The organism is Hyphomicrobium sp. (assembly GCF_019753045.1).
Classification (GTDB): Bacteria; Pseudomonadota; Alphaproteobacteria; order Rhizobiales; family Hyphomicrobiaceae; genus Hyphomicrobium_B.
Genome location: NZ_JAIELN010000001.1, coordinates 19,110 through 35,342 on the forward strand (window position 1 = coordinate 19,110; position 16,233 = coordinate 35,342).

General features: G+C 58.8%; 16 protein-coding genes. 3 read left to right on the forward strand and 13 right to left on the reverse strand.

All coding sequences use genetic code 11. The features are described 5' to 3' along the window. Positions 1-20: 20 nt before the first annotated feature. Positions 21-644, reverse strand: coding sequence for a response regulator transcription factor (locus tag K2Q04_RS00080; RefSeq protein ID WP_291157621.1), 624 nt, complete (start codon positions 642-644; stop codon positions 21-23). Between the two features lie 275 nt (positions 645-919). After that, positions 920-1,933, reverse strand: a complete 1,014-nt coding sequence (locus K2Q04_RS00085) for a helix-turn-helix domain-containing protein (protein ID WP_366935724.1) — start codon at positions 1,931-1,933, stop codon at positions 920-922. Between the two features lie 955 nt (positions 1,934-2,888). Here K2Q04_RS00085 and K2Q04_RS00090 point away from each other — a divergent pair. Further along, a complete protein-coding gene (locus K2Q04_RS00090; RefSeq protein ID WP_291157624.1) occupies positions 2,889-3,269 on the forward strand; it encodes a hypothetical protein in 381 nt (126 codons plus the stop codon). Positions 3,270-3,300: 31 nt separating this feature from the next. On the opposite strand, the gene K2Q04_RS00095 is transcribed toward K2Q04_RS00090, so the two are convergent. From K2Q04_RS00095 to K2Q04_RS00140, 10 genes are all read right to left on the reverse strand, one after another. Continuing rightward, on the reverse strand, positions 3,301-3,882 hold the full coding sequence (locus K2Q04_RS00095; RefSeq protein WP_291157626.1) for a hypothetical protein: 582 nt from the start codon (positions 3,880-3,882) through the stop codon (positions 3,301-3,303). Between the two features lie 4 nt (positions 3,883-3,886). Continuing rightward, complete coding sequence (gene gspM, locus K2Q04_RS00100; RefSeq protein ID WP_291157629.1) at positions 3,887-4,465, reverse strand: type II secretion system protein GspM; 579 nt, start codon at positions 4,463-4,465, stop codon at positions 3,887-3,889. Then, entirely contained in the window at positions 4,462-5,556 is a 1,095-nt protein-coding gene (locus tag K2Q04_RS00105) for a PilN domain-containing protein (protein ID WP_291157854.1), read from the reverse strand. The genes gspM and K2Q04_RS00105 overlap by 4 nt, the downstream gene beginning before the upstream one ends. A 2-nt stretch (positions 5,557-5,558) precedes the next feature. Then, on the reverse strand, positions 5,559-6,488 hold the full coding sequence (locus K2Q04_RS00110) for a type II secretion system protein GspK (RefSeq protein ID WP_291157632.1): 930 nt from the start codon (positions 6,486-6,488) through the stop codon (positions 5,559-5,561). Positions 6,489-6,491: 3 nt separating this feature from the next. After that, complete coding sequence (locus K2Q04_RS00115) at positions 6,492-7,214, reverse strand: prepilin-type N-terminal cleavage/methylation domain-containing protein (RefSeq protein ID WP_291157634.1); 723 nt, start codon at positions 7,212-7,214, stop codon at positions 6,492-6,494. Between the two features lie 13 nt (positions 7,215-7,227). Next, entirely contained in the window at positions 7,228-7,584 is a 357-nt protein-coding gene (locus K2Q04_RS00120) for a hypothetical protein (protein ID WP_291157636.1), read from the reverse strand. A 34-nt stretch (positions 7,585-7,618) separates the two neighbouring features. Further along, on the reverse strand, positions 7,619-8,092 hold the full coding sequence (locus tag K2Q04_RS00125) for a prepilin-type N-terminal cleavage/methylation domain-containing protein (protein ID WP_291157638.1): 474 nt from the start codon (positions 8,090-8,092) through the stop codon (positions 7,619-7,621). Next, a complete protein-coding gene (gspG, locus tag K2Q04_RS00130; RefSeq protein ID WP_291157641.1) occupies positions 8,076-8,561 on the reverse strand; it encodes a type II secretion system major pseudopilin GspG in 486 nt (161 codons plus the stop codon). Before gspG ends, K2Q04_RS00125 begins: the two co-directional genes overlap by 17 nt. Before the next feature lie 18 nt (positions 8,562-8,579). Beyond that, positions 8,580-9,824 carry a type II secretion system F family protein gene (locus K2Q04_RS00135; RefSeq protein WP_291157644.1) on the reverse strand — a complete coding sequence of 415 codons (1,245 nt, stop codon included), beginning with the start codon at positions 9,822-9,824 and terminating at the stop codon, positions 8,580-8,582. Between the two features lie 76 nt (positions 9,825-9,900). Continuing rightward, on the reverse strand, positions 9,901-11,565 hold the full coding sequence (locus tag K2Q04_RS00140; RefSeq protein ID WP_291157647.1) for a GspE/PulE family protein: 1,665 nt from the start codon (positions 11,563-11,565) through the stop codon (positions 9,901-9,903). 518 nt (positions 11,566-12,083) lie between these two features. Between K2Q04_RS00140 and gspD the strand changes: the two genes are divergently transcribed. Next, positions 12,084-14,297 carry a type II secretion system secretin GspD gene (gspD, locus tag K2Q04_RS00145; RefSeq protein ID WP_291157650.1) on the forward strand — a complete coding sequence of 738 codons (2,214 nt, stop codon included), beginning with the start codon at positions 12,084-12,086 and terminating at the stop codon, positions 14,295-14,297. A 24-nt stretch (positions 14,298-14,321) separates the two neighbouring features. Here the strand turns inward: gspD and K2Q04_RS00150 are convergent, their stop codons facing one another. Then, complete coding sequence (locus K2Q04_RS00150) at positions 14,322-14,852, reverse strand: A24 family peptidase (RefSeq protein WP_291157652.1); 531 nt, start codon at positions 14,850-14,852, stop codon at positions 14,322-14,324. Between the two features lie 393 nt (positions 14,853-15,245). Here K2Q04_RS00150 and K2Q04_RS00155 point away from each other — a divergent pair, with 393 nt between their 5' ends. Then, positions 15,246-16,229 (forward strand): helix-turn-helix domain-containing protein, encoded by a 984-nt coding sequence (locus K2Q04_RS00155; RefSeq protein ID WP_291157654.1) that lies wholly within the window; start codon positions 15,246-15,248, stop codon positions 16,227-16,229. Positions 16,230-16,233 lie beyond the last annotated feature (4 nt).

Sequence of the window (16,233 nt, forward strand, 5' to 3'; positions counted from 1 at the left end):
TTGCAGGTGCGCCGGCACCTTTATTGCTGCCCATCACGGTTAACGGATACGTGCAGTGCAACAGCCATCGCGCGGTTCGATACGCCAAGTTTGTCGTAAAGATTTTTGAGATGGTATTTCACAGTATTACGCGAGATTCCCGTTCGCGCCGCGATCTGCAGATTGGTCCAGCCATTAGCAAGTGCAGCAAGCAATTCCCGCTCGCGCGCCGTCAGGCCTTCGAGAGGATCGTGATTCAACAGGTCGATGTCGACGTAGGGCAGCGACAAGCGGCCACGCGCGACGGAAACAACCGCTTCAAGCAAGACTTGCGGATCTTCCGTCTTCGAAACGAAGCCCCAAGCGCCGCCCTTGATTGAGTTGCGCAGGACGTCGTGCGACCGCTCGCCCGTGTAAATGATGACCCGCGTCTGCCACTTTTCCTGTTTGACGCGGGCAAGCACAGCGCCGCCGGTCATGTCAGGCAGTGTCCAGCCGACGACGGCGATCTCGACCGGCTTGGTCTTCAGGGCGTTGATCAGTCCCTCGCCGGTGCTGTGAATTCCGCAGACGGTGAAGCGTCCATCACGTGCGATCAGCGCGTCGAGACCTGCACGCACGACCGGATTTTGATCGGCGATCGTGACCTCGATCTTGGCGGTCATCCGGGTAGTGGTCTCCTAGACGAGTAAAATGTTTCGAACTTCAAGCGACTTACCTATCGAACTCTTCCAGGTCCGCCAAGCAGGCAAATTATCGCGATAAATCAGTGTCTTATGTCGGGCATTTTGAGCTTGGAGCGCTCCCCGGCCATTAATAACCCGCGAAGGCGCGTGTTGCAGGTAAAACGATGATGAAGAACAGGGTCGCGAATCGCGAGGAGCCGCCCGCGTTTGCGAGCCGCCAGTTCGGCGTCGGGCGAACGCTCGTTTGGCTTCAATCACATTGATGAAAATGTGAGCCGGTATTCTCGCGGCGAGTATCCAAACTTTTTCTTGAAAGCTCTTATGAACGTCGACAGGTCGTTGAAGCCCCATCGGTATGCCACTGCGAAGATTGGATGATGGCGACAGGCTTCGCAAATCAGATCCTGCCGCACGAGTTCGAGGCGCTTGTCGGTAACGTATGTGCCGAAGGTCGTGCCCTTCGCGGCGAACTGTTTATGCACATATCGCACCGAAATACCGAGATGCTGCGCTGCGCAACGCGGCGACAGCGTCGCGTCGCCAATATTGGCTTCGATGAATCTCGCGAGCTCCCGCATATAGTAGTTGGGCGGCTCCGACACCTCGTCCGCATGCTCGCGTCTCGTGTGCGACCGCAGTGCCGCGACGGGCAAAAGCGCAGCGCATGTCGCCTGGAGAGCCCGCAGCTCTTGTGCTGACGTGACCGATATATTTTGCGCCAGAAACGAAAGAGCGCTGGATAATGGAGCGATCATCTGCTCGGCCGAAATGACGACGTTCCCCAAAACGGCGTCCTGATTTTGGACCGGGGCCAACTTTTCCTTGGGGATGCAAATCGCCACATCCTCATATAGGCCGGCACTCAACTCGGTGAGTTTTACCGGCAAAGCGCTGTCATAAAGTACGACATCGCCCCTTCTGGCGATCGTCGTCCGTCCCCGCTGCTCTACGCGCAGCTCTCCAGTAATAACGTAATCAGCGTACCAACAATCTTCGGCCGATTTCGCAATTTCTGCGCCTTTGCGAGTTGAAACTGCGGGCGACATCGCCACACGAGCAATTGCTCCGTACTCCGAAACCCCGCTGACCATGCGTGCTTCGAATTCAGCTTCGTCAGTATACTCTATTTGCCATGGCATAAAGGCGCTCGACATCGCATCGCGAAATGCAGAGAGTCCGCCGCTTCGAGCGCAATATTGGGTATCGCAGATATCCCATTCGGAATTGACAAGTAACGATGAGCGCCAGTCACCACCAACCGCCCTCATTAAGGTCTCCGCTCCACGGGGTTACATTTGCGATCCCGCCCCTGTTCAGATTTGTCACCCGCTTCTTAAAAAAAGCTTAGACGAAAGGTCTCCGCAGTCAAAGCATTCCTTATGCTGAATGCTCAATTTGCCGGACCATTTTGACAGTCTCACAACAGAATACTTGTGTGTGCGAACTCGAGCTGCAGCGCAGCGAATGAAGACGCACATCGGTTCGCCATCGCCAAAATTCATTTGGGTCGCCTAGATATACGATTTGGGAATTATACGCATAATCTCTATCCGGATTATTTGTCCTGGCGGGATATCTCTCTGTCGAAGTAAACGTGCTGATCAAATCGGAATCGTGGTAATCGGGCGACGTTAGGGTAAATCCGTCATGATGGTCCAGAGATGCAATGCGAAATTGGCTTTGGATGCTGTAATGCTCATGGGAGACGGAGCGCTGAAATGTGCTCACGGGGGAGGATGATTTGCAAAAGCAGTGTGGACGACCGCGGCTTCGGGCCCTCATTTGTGCCATCTTCGCCGGGACCGTAGCCTCGGCGGCGCTCGCCGGACCGCTGGCGCTCGACCCACGGGCTCCCGGTTCTGCGGGAGATTCTCCTGTGCAATTGGCGCATGGGTTTCATTGCCGTCCGATGGTCGGGTGGGACCCGCGTTTTGGCGTTTATCGCCTGCATAAACATCCTGGCATTTGCCGGGATCAACGCCGGTGCCTTCGCGTCATGTATCGCTGCAATCTGCTCATGGGCCGGGGCTGGGAAGCTTGGTCGTATGAGCGGTGGGGGTTCGACAACTGGCGCTATGACAGGTGCATGCTCGAGGAAGGCTGCTACTGAACGAAGGGCGGTGGAGGGCGCTGGCTCTCCGGCCAATATGGACACTCGCGATGAGCCGGCTAACCAGACATACGCTTCACCTCCTTCCGCGGCGAATGCTTCGGGGTTTGCCGATGGCCACTGCCGTCACATGTCTGTTCGGCTCATCCGCACTGCTGGCGGACGGCGTGACGATCGCCGGTGATCGTCCCGCGCAGAGCCTCGATATCAGTATCGACAAGGCGCCGATCAGCGCGGTGCTTCAAGCGCTGCACGAGAAATATGGCATCGAAGTCATCGACAACAGCACGGACCTTGCGAGCGATCAGGTGTCGTTGACGCTGTCCGGGAGTCTACCGAGTATTCTCGAAAGACTGCTCCGCAATCAGAACTACATGATCGTGCGATCGCAAAAGAACGTCACCGGCGTGGGGCGAATTCTGATCTCTGCCGCCAGCTCGCCAGCGGCGCCGAAAGGGGCTCCTGCCAAGGAAGAGCCGCCGCCGATGCCGTGAGGACATCGCGTTTAGTAGCCGTCAGACAGTCTCACGGACAGGCGACCCCTGCCACGTTGGCGCAATCTTTTTTGAAGCGAACGATCTGCGACGTGTCTTCGTCGCGCCGAAGCGTTACGGCTTCCCGCTCGACGGAAGCAACACGCCATCCGCCAATCATGTCGCCGACCTCGACGCGAACGTCGACGGTGGTCCCCTCGCGGCGCAATAGCGCGATTGTCCGATGCGGATTGAGCACGACCCCGAGCAGCCGGTAGTCCGGTGGGGGCTGCAGCTTCGGTCCGGCGGCCGCAACAGCTTGTGGCGGCGGGCGCTTGCGGCTTGGCGCAAACAGCGGCCGGTCCACCCAATTTTCCAACGACGCCTTATCGAACGAGGCGAGGGGATTCCCGCTCGCCGGGGGCTCTTCGGATTCGGATGCGACGTTCTCTTCCGGCTCGGCGCTATCCGCCGGCTCGGCCGTCGCTTCAGGCGATTGCGTTGGCTCGGCATTCTCAGCCGTGACGGCCGGCGCCGTCTTTTCCGGGACCAGAGCAGCGCGGTTATCGAGCCAAGTCAGGGCGCCGAGCACAAGAGAGACCAAAATCAGCAGAGCCGGACGATACTTTTCCATCATATCAGGAGGCCCCATTCTGAACGGCGAAGCCGCTCACTTGCAGCGTAACTTCGAGCGGGCCGAGATAGTGCGGCTCCGTCGGGCGGAAGTCTTCGTGGATCCCGCGGACAACGATGTCGTCGATAAATATCAGCGGTGTGCCCGTCTCCAAACTGTGCACGATATCGCGCAGCCCGTCTGTGCCGACGTTGATCGACAGGCTCACCGAAATCCGCATGAGATTGCCATCCTCTTTCGGCGGCAAAATCTGGATGCTCGAGGCCGTGCCGCCATTCGCGGTCACAAGCCCGTTGACCAGGCTCTGCAAGTTGGCGCCGGCGACGCCCGTCTTGTCTCCTTCAAGCAGAAGACTCTTGTCCTGCCCGAGCGCGGCGAGATCGGCATGCTCCTTCTTCAACTCGCTTTCGTGAGCGATCTGCGCGCGCAATTCCGGGAGAAGCCGCTGCTTTTCCGCAATATCCGCCTCAAGCTTTCTGATCTGGAAAAATGGCGCGGCGGCGAGCGCTCCGAGCGCCGTCAGTACCATTACCAGAACGGCGAGAGCTAGAGATACGCGCGAAAGACCCGATGGCATCGTCATTGGCTGCTCTCCGAATGCGCCACACCCCGGAGCTTTGCGACAATCGAAAATGTCCCCAAGGTTTGGCCGTCCTCGCGTGTCGTCGGCGCGGCAAAGCGCACGTCTTCGAATTCAGGCGTGCTTTCGAGCAGGCCGATCAATCCCGTTGGATCGGCCGATTTTCCGACGATGCGGGCTTCGTTGTCGTGGATCTCGAACTCGTCGAGATAGGCCGTGTCGGGAAGCGAGCGACTGAGCGCTTCGATCAATGTCATGACCGCCGGAAAATCGCTTTTCTGCTTTGCGAGGCGCTCGCGCTGATCTTTCAGTTTGGCATTTTCGTCGTTGAGGCGTTTGACTTCATCAACACGAGACGTCACCCCCATTATTTTCGAGTCCACATCGGCATATTGATCGTTGAGGTCCCAGAGTTGATAGAGGCCGAGCATGCAAATCGCCACGCTGCAGAGGACAAGCGCGCCGAACCCCATGTGAAGCCTGCCCGCCATCTTGCTGACCGGGTCGGCCTCGAGGTGCGCCAGTTCGACGATCGATGCTGCGTCCGGTGCGGGAGCGAAGTCGACAGCGCCGGGTGACAGCCCGACGGTCCTCGCCGCGTCGAGCGCTGTGTCGACAATTTTCGTCGTCGTCGCGATGATTTCGGTATTTATCTGCGTGGGAGACGCCGGATCCGCGCCGAGGACGCGGTAGCTGTAGCGCGTTTCGTCCTGCGGCCAGGCAACAATCGTTTCGATCTTGTTCTCGACGACCGAATCCATCAGATCGGCAGCGGCTTTCGGCACCTGGATGGTTCTTCGGACGACATCGGTTGGTGATAGGCGAAGCAGGATCTGCTTCGATTCTTGCCCAGCCCTTTGCAACAGTGATCGCCTGATCGCTGCAATTTCTTCGGCGGTGGCATCACTCCTCAGAACGCCGAGATTGGTTATCTGGCCACCGGCCTTCGTAAAAATCTCCAAACCCGACGGCGTATGGAACAGCATCGTGCGCCACGGCCGCTCGCTCAACCGCTTGGGCGTCAGAAGCTTGCTCAGCTCGCGGAGCCACCACGAATAAGCCTCGCCAATTCGACCTCTCTTGACTGCTTCCATTTTCACCGGGTTTTCTCCGCAGCCATGCTTGTCGTCGGCAACTTTGCCAATAGCCTGTAGGGGGCTCGTGGATCGAGCCCTGTCGCAATCACAAAAGTCCTGACGGCGCTATACGTATCATCCGGCCGATGCGCGCGAACGGTGACGACGTAAGCCGGGCCGCTCTCTTCAGTCACGTATGACTGGCTCTTCTGCATCAGATCGGCAAAGGCGGATTTGTCCGCATACTTGATCTTCTCAATGTCGGCCCGGCTGATATCGGGGATCGCTTCAAGGACCGTCATCGGCGCCGACAGCGGGTAGATCATGCCGTCGCGGCTGAAGACAGTCAGGAACGGCGCGGCTTGTTCGAAGACGTCGCGGGGAATGCCTTGTGTACGCCCCAACTGCCCGACGTCTATGAAGGCAATGTGCGATGTGGACGAATCCTCGTTGTCATCGTCTGCCTTGTCGCGATGCGTCTTCTTCTCGCCGGAGGCCGCATCCCGCGCGCCCAGAATGACCTTGGTATACAGCGCTGCTTTCTCTGTAGAATTCGTCAGCTTGGTGAAGAATGACCGCAGAAGCTTCTCGTCGCTCTTATTAAGATCGATTAGACTGCTGGCATCCTGCACCGTGATTTCCAGCTCAGCACCAGCGAATGCGATTGAATGGCTCGCGCCGTTCCCCGGCCAACGGCGCTTTTCGTCCTCGTCGATCAAATGCGCTGCTGCAAACTCCAATCCCGCATCGAGCAGGGCTTCCGATTTCGTCAGCCCGATTTCGGAAATCGCTGAGGAGGCGCCACTCCGCGCGGCGGCGTTGAAGGATGCGACGAGAATGACCGCCGAAGTGAGAACCCAGAGGACGACGAGCAGCACAAAGCCCGCTTCGCGGCCGCCGTTCAGGGCGGCGTCGCGAGCAGGCGAATTTTGTGCTTCACCGCGCTCCACGGTCTATTTCCCTGCTGTTCCAAGAGCGGCATTCTGCTCGCCGACCCGAGTCAATTCGCCGTCGGTTTTCGGACTGCACTCACTTGAACCTTCCCCTAAGCAGCTGATCTCCGCGTCGGTTCGAAGTGCGGCAACAAATGGTTGCGACGCGTACCCTCCGTTGGCGAGATCGATGATTTCGAGCCGGATGGCCCCAGGCAATTTATTCTGCTGGCGCCAGATCGGGGTCCACGCTGCATTCGGCTTGTCCTTTTGGGCATACGAGAACTGATATTTGAACGGGCCCTGCAGCAGCGGCACGCGATTTGCGGGGCTCGCCCCCGGAAAGGCTTGCATATTCGTCACGTACGGAGCGCGGGCCCTGACGAGGTCGACCGACTGCCCATTGGTGTCGATCGAGTAGTCGATGAAATAAGGGCCGGGCACGGTCGGGTAGGGCGGCTCGATCGTTACGAACGAAAGGCGGTTTTGCGTTCCCGTGAAAAGAAACCGCTGCTTTTCGTTAGATGTCACAATGAGGCGCCGAAGACCGGAAACATCGCGTTGAAAAATATCGAACGCGCGCGCGACCATCTCGATCCGCTCGAGCCGGTTCGCATTGGCACTCCAATGTTGGGATAGCGTCCTCAGCGTGGAACTCAGAATCGCCAGGACGGCAGTCAAAATCGTCAAGCTCACGAGCAATTCGATGAGCGTGAAGCCGCTGTCCCGACGCAGAGATGCCATCGCTGTCGCGCTTCTAACCATCGCTGCGCCCAAGTTTCAGTGTGTCGAGCTCGAATTGGCGGCCGCCGGCCCAACTGACGACCACACGCACGCGCCGGAGTTTCCAATTGTCGTGCATGGCGATGCTGGCCCAGGAAGCGGTTTCGGGCGCGACATCGATCGTCCAGGCAAATCCGTTGTCATTTCCGGATTTCGAAACGACTCGGCCGCTCCAGCCTGCGACCGTATCGGCGAGCAGTCCTTGCGCGAAAATTCTTGCGCGCGCGTAGTCGGCCGCGACACCCGCCGTTCGTAAAGCGCGCGAATGGGCCTCGAACAGGCTGACGAGCCCAATCGACATCACCAACATTGCCGTCAGCGTCTCAAACAATGTAAAGCCCGCCTCCGGTGCGGCCTGAGGCGTGCTAGTTGAGTGCGCCTGTCGACACGCGGCCCGTGAGCCAGTTGACGCGGATTTCATAACCCCGCCCTTCCATTTCCAGATTTATCGTTGCGCCGGTCGAGCTGCCGTTCGGGTAAAAACGAACGCCCGTAACCGTGGGAGAGCGGATCTCGCCGTCGGCGGCCGTCACGTCCATTTTCATCGCGCGCGAAAATGAAATCGGCGCGCTGCCATCGCTAAACTCCATCGCGCGCTCTTCGACGTGGATGGTTGCAACCCTCTCGTTGCCAGACGTCATTGCATTGGCGCGTAGATCGCGAAGGCGCGAGGCCGCGAGCAGCGCGGCCGTCTTGATTTGCGCGCTCCCGGACGGGGAACGATACAAGGTCGCGATCGCAGCAGCAGTCATGGCGATGATCAGCATCACCGCCAGGACCTCCATCAGCGTAAAGCCGGCGCTGCCGTTTGCGCTTCTCTGCCTATTGCCAGCTCGCAACGTCCTGATCCTCTCCTTGTCCGCCTTCTTTCTTGTCGGCGCCGAGCGTCAGAATATCGAATGGCCCGTGTTGCCCGGGATAGCGATAGATGTACGGCTGGCCCCACGGATCGAGGGGCACCTTGTCTTTCTTCAGATACGGGCCGTTCCAGCCCGGTACATCGCCTGGCCGCTGGACGAGTGCGTTCAGTCCTTCGCGCCCGTCGGGATACCGCCCGGTATCGAGCTTGTAGAGTTCGAGCGATGTGCTCAGGCTTTCGATCTGCACTTTCGCGGATTTCGTCCGCGAGCTGCCGAGATAGCCGATGACGCGCGGCGCGACGAGGCTCGCCAGCAGAACGAGGATCACCATCACGACCAGAAGTTCGATCAGCGTGAAGCCGGCCTCGCCGGCGCGCGCATTATCGGGCGACGCCTTACGACGGCGTTTCAAGTTGCGCAGGTTTCGTATGATTTCTTCGACACTCATCGATCGTCCGCTTTCTAGTTACATGGCCAAGTCGTTGATGCTGATAACCGCGCTCAAGATTGAGACGATGATGAATGCGATGACGCCGCTGACGACCAAAATGATCATCGGCTCGAAAATCGTGAACGTACGCTCGACCGTGCGCTCCAACTTCTCTTCGAAGACCTCGGACATGTGCAGCAGCGACGACGCCAAGTTTCCCGTCTCCTCACCGACGCGGAGCATGTTGATCAGAACCGGCGGGAACAGCCCCGACTGCGATAGCGGTTCGAGAAAGCTGCGGCCCTTGCGCAGCGCGTCGTAGGATTGATCCACCGCCTCGGCGGCGAGCTTATTGCCGATGACGCCCCCCACGAGCTTCATGGCCGCCGGAAGATCGACGCCGTTTTCGAGCAGCATGCCGAGCGTGCGGCAGAAGCGGATCGTCAAATTCATTTGCAGAACGGTGCCGATGAGCGGAAGGCGCATCAGCAGCGTCTGGACGCTACCGCGGATCTTCGGCCACGCAACAAGCGCAACAATCACCACGCCGCCGATGCCTGCGAGCAAATATTCCCAGTTCGCGAGAAGCCAGTCCGAGGCGCCGATCACAAAGCGCGCCTGCTCGGGAATTTCGGTGCCGGCGTTGCCGATCATGTCCTTGAAGCGCGGGACGACGAACGTCAGCATGATGGTCACGGCGGCGATCGCCATGACGATCAGCAGGCATGGATAGAGCACTTCAGAGATGGCCATGCTTTTGAGCTTTTGGGCCTTCTCGCGGCCGTGCGCTATGCGTTCGAGAACCGTCTCCAGCGTGCCGCTCGCCTCAGCCACGCGCACCATTCGGGAGTAAATCGGCGGGAACGCCTCGCCTTGCATCTCCAAAGCTTCGCACAGGCTTTTGCCGCTGCTGACGGCGTCGCCGACGCGGCCGACCAGTCGCCCCAGCGCTTTCGAGCCGGCGTCGCGTTCGAGGAATCCCAACGCCTGATCGAGCGGCAATCCCGCCTTGAGGAGCATCGCCAGCTCGCGTGTAAAGTGCGTGATTTGACGGGACGATGGCAGCCCAGAGAAGATCGACGAAGCCGCGCGCGCCTTGCCGCCCGTCGCCTGAGCGAGTTCTTTCACCTCGATCGGAAAATGGCCGAGCTGATGCAGGTCCTCAAGGACCGTCGCGCGACTGACAGCTTCCATCTCACCCGACAAGCTGACGCCCGTGCGGCTGAGCGCTTTATAGCGGTAGAGCATCGTCAGGCGATCCGAATAGAATCGCCGGGCCAATGCGCGCTCACGTGCGCCTTCATGATACTTCCTCCCAGTCTTCTTTTTTGTGTGACGGCGCTTTTTCTAAGCGCCTTTAAATGTCGAGCGCGACGCGGCGGACCTCCTCTTGCGTAGTGATGCCGACTCGGCATTTCGCAAGGCCGTCCATAATCATCGTCGTCATGCCGTTGCGACGGGCGGCCGCCTCGATGTCCGCCGTTCTCGCGTTGGGCTGTATCAGATGGCGAATTTCGTCATCGACGGTCATGACTTCCGCGATCACGATACGTCCGCTGTAGCCGGTGCCGAAGCAGCGTTCGCATCCGACGGCGCGCCAATGGCCTTCGCCTTCGATTGCCCGCCGTTGCTCAACGGTGCCGAGTGTCAGCTCCTCGTCCGAGGGTTGCTTGCAGTGCTGACAGAGCACTCGAACCAGCCGCTGGCCGACGACGCACCTTAGCGAGGACGCGAGGAGAAACGCGTCGATCCCCATGTCGAGCAATCGCGGAATGGCGCCAGCGGCGGTGTTGGTGTGCAGCGTCGAAAGGACGAGATGGCCCGTCAACGCCGCGTGAATGGAGATGCTGGCGGTTTCGCCGTCGCGCATTTCGCCGACCATCAAAACGTCAGGGTCGTGCCGGAGGAACGAACGCAACGCGTCGGCGAAGGTGAGGCCGATCGCCGGTTTGGCTTGGGTCTGGTTGACGCCGTCGAGCTCGTACTCGATCGGATCTTCAATCGTCAGAATTTTCCGGTGTGTCTGATTGAGCAGCGAAAGCGCGGTCGCAAGCGTCGTCGTTTTGCCCGAACCGGTCGGCCCCGTCACCAGCATCAAGCCGTAGGGCGCCGAGAGATGGCTGCGGATTTCCCGCTCGTCACGCGCGCCGAAGCCGAGCGGAGCAAAGTCGAGCATCCGCCTGACGTTATCGAGCAGGCGAATAGCGACCGCCTCGCCGTGGATCGTCGGAATGGTGGCGATGCGCAGATCGAGGCGATGCTCGTTGATCCGGATGCGTGAGCGGCCATCCTGGGGCAGGCGGCGTTCGGCGATATTCAGCCCCGACAGAATCTTAACGCGCGAAACGACAGCCTTGGCCATCTGCGCGGGCGGCGGAGCGACGTCGCGGAGCATGCCATCGACGCGCATGCGAATTGCCACGCGTCCGTCGAACGGCTCGATGTGAATGTCAGTCGCCCGGGCATGCACGGCGTGCTGAATCATCTGGTTAACGAAGCGCACGACCGGCGCGCCGAGCGCCATATCGCGCAGGTGCTCGACGTCGTCGGCGCCTGGTGCGGCCTTCGCTGTGTCCTGCCACATCGCGGAACTGCCGCGTTCGCGCACTGTGCGCTCGATCGCCGACAGGATGTCTTCAGAGGAGGCAACGCGCGGGAGGATTTCGCGCTGAAGTGCAATGCGAACTGCGTTTATTGCCTGAACATCCGATGGATCTTCCATCGCGAGAAGCACGCCGTCGTCGACTTCGCCGAACGGAAACACCTTGTTTTCGCGCAAAAACGCGTAGGAAATGTTCACTTGCGGCGGCTGAAATTTTTGCCAGTCGGTCTCTTCGACTTTCGGGACCTTATGAAAATCTGCGACGGCGCGCACGAGCGCTTGGGACTGAACACCCGATGCCTTTCGCAACGCGGAGAATATGGAAGCACCCGTCTCCTGGCGGAACTTCCCGACGCTATCGAGATCGCTTTGCGAAACGATACGCTCGCTGAGCAGGTACTCTTCGAAACTACCACTCATAACGCTGCCCCATCCCCCAGTCTTATGCGCTTAATGGTGCCGGGGAACTTCGAAGCGTATCAACAAAGTGGAGGCCTATAAATCCCCATTTTCCCTTAGGCGGCTCAGCCCTATGCGGATTTTTAGCAGGGAGATCAACCATTACGGTGAATGACATGCAGCGAGTGCACTGACGTCCAATTCAGTTCACTCACAGCATGTTTTTAATGGGATGTCGCGGAGCACAAGTTACGCCACAGCAACAGACGTAGATCCAACAACGTGAGCTCAGTCGAAATTTTCTTGCGGATTACGTCATCAGACTATTGCGTGGGGGTACAGCGGGAAATGAAGGCGACAGCACAGGGGACTCTGTTGGGAGTCATGTCGCGAAGTCCAAACAAAATATTGTGGCGTAGGACTTCAAGAGGAAGCCGTTTATGGGTCGCTGGTTGAGTCTGGCCGTAAGTTTTTTTGCGTCGGTTAGTTTCTCGGGGTGTTCTTCGCTCGAAAAGCCCCTCATTGAGCCGCCCGATGAGATGGCAAAACTTTCAAATGCGAGTCTTGCCCCCGCGAGGCCCGTAGACCGGCCGCAATATAACTCGATCGGTAGTGCGCAGGCGCTGTCCGAGAAATTCCCCGGCGATAATCGCGTTACCTCCCAGGCGACGCGGCAAATGAATGCGGGCGTGAGTCAAAGCGGTTCGGGCTATGAGCTGAATTTCAACGATACGGAACTCTCCGATTTCGTAAAAGTCGTTCTGAAAGACACGCTCGGTATGACGTATGTCTTCGATTCACACGTCGAAGGTCGCGTCACGCTATCGACCGGCGGACCGGTGTCGCGGACCCAGCTCATCTCGATCTTGGAGAGCGTGCTCGCGACCTACAAAGCGGCCCTTCTTATTGAAAACAACGTCTATCGCGTGGTTCCGGAAGCTGACGCACGCCAGCAAGGCATCTCTGCATTCGACTACGTCAAGGAAAGCCGCGAGGTCGGCGCCGGTTACGGCGTTTCGATCTTCCCGCTGCGGTACGTCTCGACGGATGCGATCATGCGCATGCTCGACGGGCTGCTGGTCAAGCAGGAGGATCTGCGCGCAAGCGTTTACAACAACCTTCTCTTCGTTCGCGGTTCCAACCAGGCACGGCAGTCTGTCATCGACATCATTTCGATGTTCGACGTCGATTGGATGAAGGGGCAGTCGGCGGGGCTCTTCAAGCTCAACAACGCGGCGCCTGATGACGTCATCCGGGAACTGGCGCAAGTTTTCCAGACGGAGCGGCAAGGCCGGGGCCTCGTCAAGTTTCAGCCGATCGCGCGCCTGAATGCCATCCTGGTGCTCGCGCCGAAATCGCAATCGATCGACAAGGCGGCGGAATGGATTTCGCGGCTCGACCACGGCGGCGCCGACGACAACAATTTCTACGTCTATCGAGTTGAAAACGGTCGGGCGAAAGATCTGGCGCAACTCTTGACGGCGGCGTTTTCCGGATCGAGCGGCTCCCTTCGCGGCGCGGAAGAGAAAGAAGTTGCACCCACTTCCGGAGCTTCGCGGATGGGTTCCGGCGGGGGCACAGGAAGTAGCTTTGGAAGCAGCTTCGGCAGCAGCATCGGCGGCAACAGCTCTGCCGGCACAGGGTCAGGCCTTGCTGGCGGCGATACGCCGGGCAGTTCCGGCAGCAGCAGCGGGCCGTTGAAGAGCGCGCCCCCCATTGCCGCTACGGATGACACCTCCACAGATGACAGCTCGGCTTCGTCGGGTGGCTCTTCCTCCTCGTCCGATCAGGTGCGGATCACTCCGGATGAGCGTAACAACAAGCTGCTGATCAAGGCATCCGAACGCAACTACCGGAAGATCCTCCAGATCCTCCGGCGCATCGATCAACCGCCGTTGCAGGTGCTCATCAATGCGACGCTCGCCGAGGTGACGCTCAACGACAATTTGGCTTACGGCGTACAGTTCTATCTGCAGAAAAACCACGGCAAGGCCGGCGCGATCGGGTTCAGCACTGCCGACGCACTCGCGATCGCGCCAGTGACGCCCGGTCTCAATCTCATTGCGGGAGCCGTTGGATCAGATCCCCGCGTGATCCTCGATGCGCTGGCGCAGGAGACCGCCGTCCGGGTCGTTTCATCGCCATCGGTCGTCGTGCTTCACAATCAGCCCGCAACATTGGAAGTCGGCGACGAGGTTCCGATCACTACACGTCAGGCGCAGAGCGTGATCAATCCGGACTCGCCCACCGTCAACGAGATCGAGTTCAAGAATACTGGCGTCATCCTGAATGTAACGCCGCGCATCAACAGCAACGGTCTCGTGACGATGGAGATTCAGCAGGAAGTGAGCGCGGTTCAGAACCCTGCGGGCCAGAGCTCATCTTCATCGACGACGCTGACACCAACGATATCGCAGCGGCGCGTGACGAGCACGATTGCCGTCCAGAGCGGCCAGATGGTGGTTCTCGGCGGCCTCATTCGCGAGGAAGTGAACCGATCGAAATCCAGCATTCCCGTGCTCAATAAGATCCCCTACATCGGCGACGTTCTTGGCGGGGATACCAACAACACCAAGGTGAGAACTGAGCTCATCGTCTTTATTCGGCCGACGGTCATTCATGATCCGGAAGATGCGAGCAATGCCGCGGAAGCTCTGCGTGCCGGCATGCAATCGCTTGCGCCAAGGCCAACGGCCTGGGATGTCAACGCTCAAGATAAGGGAGCGGGAGGCCGGGCGTCGGTGATAAAGTGAGAGGCGCTTTATTCCAAAACACGATTACCAAACCGTAAGTTGGGCGAGTTCCGTTCGCGCGGCCAACGCGTTGACGCACCAGATCACCCAGATCGCCGGTCCGAAGAAGACGCCGAATGGCAACGCAGACGTAGACGTGACCGAAGTTTTGCCGCGAACGTGCACAAGCGCCACGAAGAAGATCGCCGTCACACAGGCCAGAAGCAAGGCATTGCTCATGCCTTGAAGCCCCGTCCAGGCTCCCGCAACCGCTGCGAGCTTGACGTCTCCGAGTCCAAGCCCTTCGCGCTTGCGCCAAACGTAGTAGGCGTACCGAACGGCATACAAAAGAGCGCCTCCGGCAATTGCCGCGATGAAGTGTTCGAGCACCAGCGTCGGGCTGGCCTCGATGTCATCCAAGAGCCAGACGACGATGAGACCGGCTGGAATCATCGGTAACGATAGAACGTCAGGAATGATGAAGTTCTCGGCATCGTAAGCGGCGATGGCGATCATCACCCAGCCGAGGATGCAGGAGACGATTGCGCGCTGTGGCTCGAAAAGAGCGAATGACATCAATGCGACGCCGGCAGCCGCGGCGATGGCGATTAAGTTTGTGCTCGGAGACTTCATTTCATCCGGATCGGCAACTGTCTTTCCCTACCAACCAACCCTGATGGATCGATATCTTTACCTTATCGAGAACGCGAACTCCGCACTCATACCCATCCGGGCTGGCAAAAGCGAGAGATGAACTTTTGTGCACCCGCTCGTAAGAAATGTTCCCTCAGCGCCAAGCGCGCGCCCCATGAGCGCTCTATACAGCGCTCCGGAAACGGTCGTACAAAATATATTCTTCACGACTTTCAGTACTCTAGAAGCAAACAAATTACACCCGGCGCGCGTTCGATGAACTGTGAAGCGGGCACTCATCGAAACGGCGTAGAACCGTAGGTGGGAGGAAACGAAATGTCGATTGTGGAGAGCGCGCCCGCATGCGCTGCTCGACTTTCCGTTTGGGATAGCCGGTCAGGACCGCCCGCTGAGGCCTTCAGCAACTTTCGCGAAACGATCTGCAACGAATTCATGCCTTGGACGCCTGAGCTGATCGACGACGATTTTCACGCGCGCGTTGAAAGTCTGGGCTTCGAGAGCGGAACCGTCGGCCGTGTGCGAATGACTTCGATCTCGGCCACGAAGACAAAATCGAATATCGCAAGATCCGCCGTCGACTGCATTCACGGCAACCTTATTCTCTCTGGCGAGCTCAAGGTCGAGCAAGGCGGTCGAACGAATTTTGCGAAACCCGGCGAGCTCGTTCTTTATCAAAGCTATGAGCCCGTCGTCTTGACGGAAAGATCCGGCCATCCGTTCGACAATCTTGCGTTCATTATCCCGAGGTCCATATTTTCTCCCGCAATCCACGCCGACGACATCTTTCGCAACGTGGTTGTCGGGGCCGACAGATTGGCCGGTCCTCTCGGAGGATGCTTGAACCTTCTGGTCAAGGAACTCGCGATGGCATCGGAGGCCGAACTTTCCGGCCTCTTCGAAGCATGCATTACGTTATTACCTTTAGTGATGGTCGCAGACTCCGGCGAGCGGAGCATCGGTGTCGCAAAGAGTGGGCGGACACTGCGCGAGGTGTTGCGTTATATCGATCGCAACCTCTCCAATCCGGATTTATCGCCGGCGCTCGTTGCAAATCAACTCGGCGTTTCGGTCCGATACATTCATAAGCTCTTTGCAAACACCACCGAGACTTTTGGTTCGTACGTGACCGGGCGGCGGCTCGAAAGGGTCAAGTGGGACTTGCTTGCATCGAGCAAACGACCACCGATTGCGGCCATGGCATACCGGTGGGGCTTCGGCGATCTTTCGACATTCAACCGGGCTTTTAAATCGAAGTACGCTTGCACGCCCAGCAGGTTCAGGACGCGCAGCGACCCATAACGGC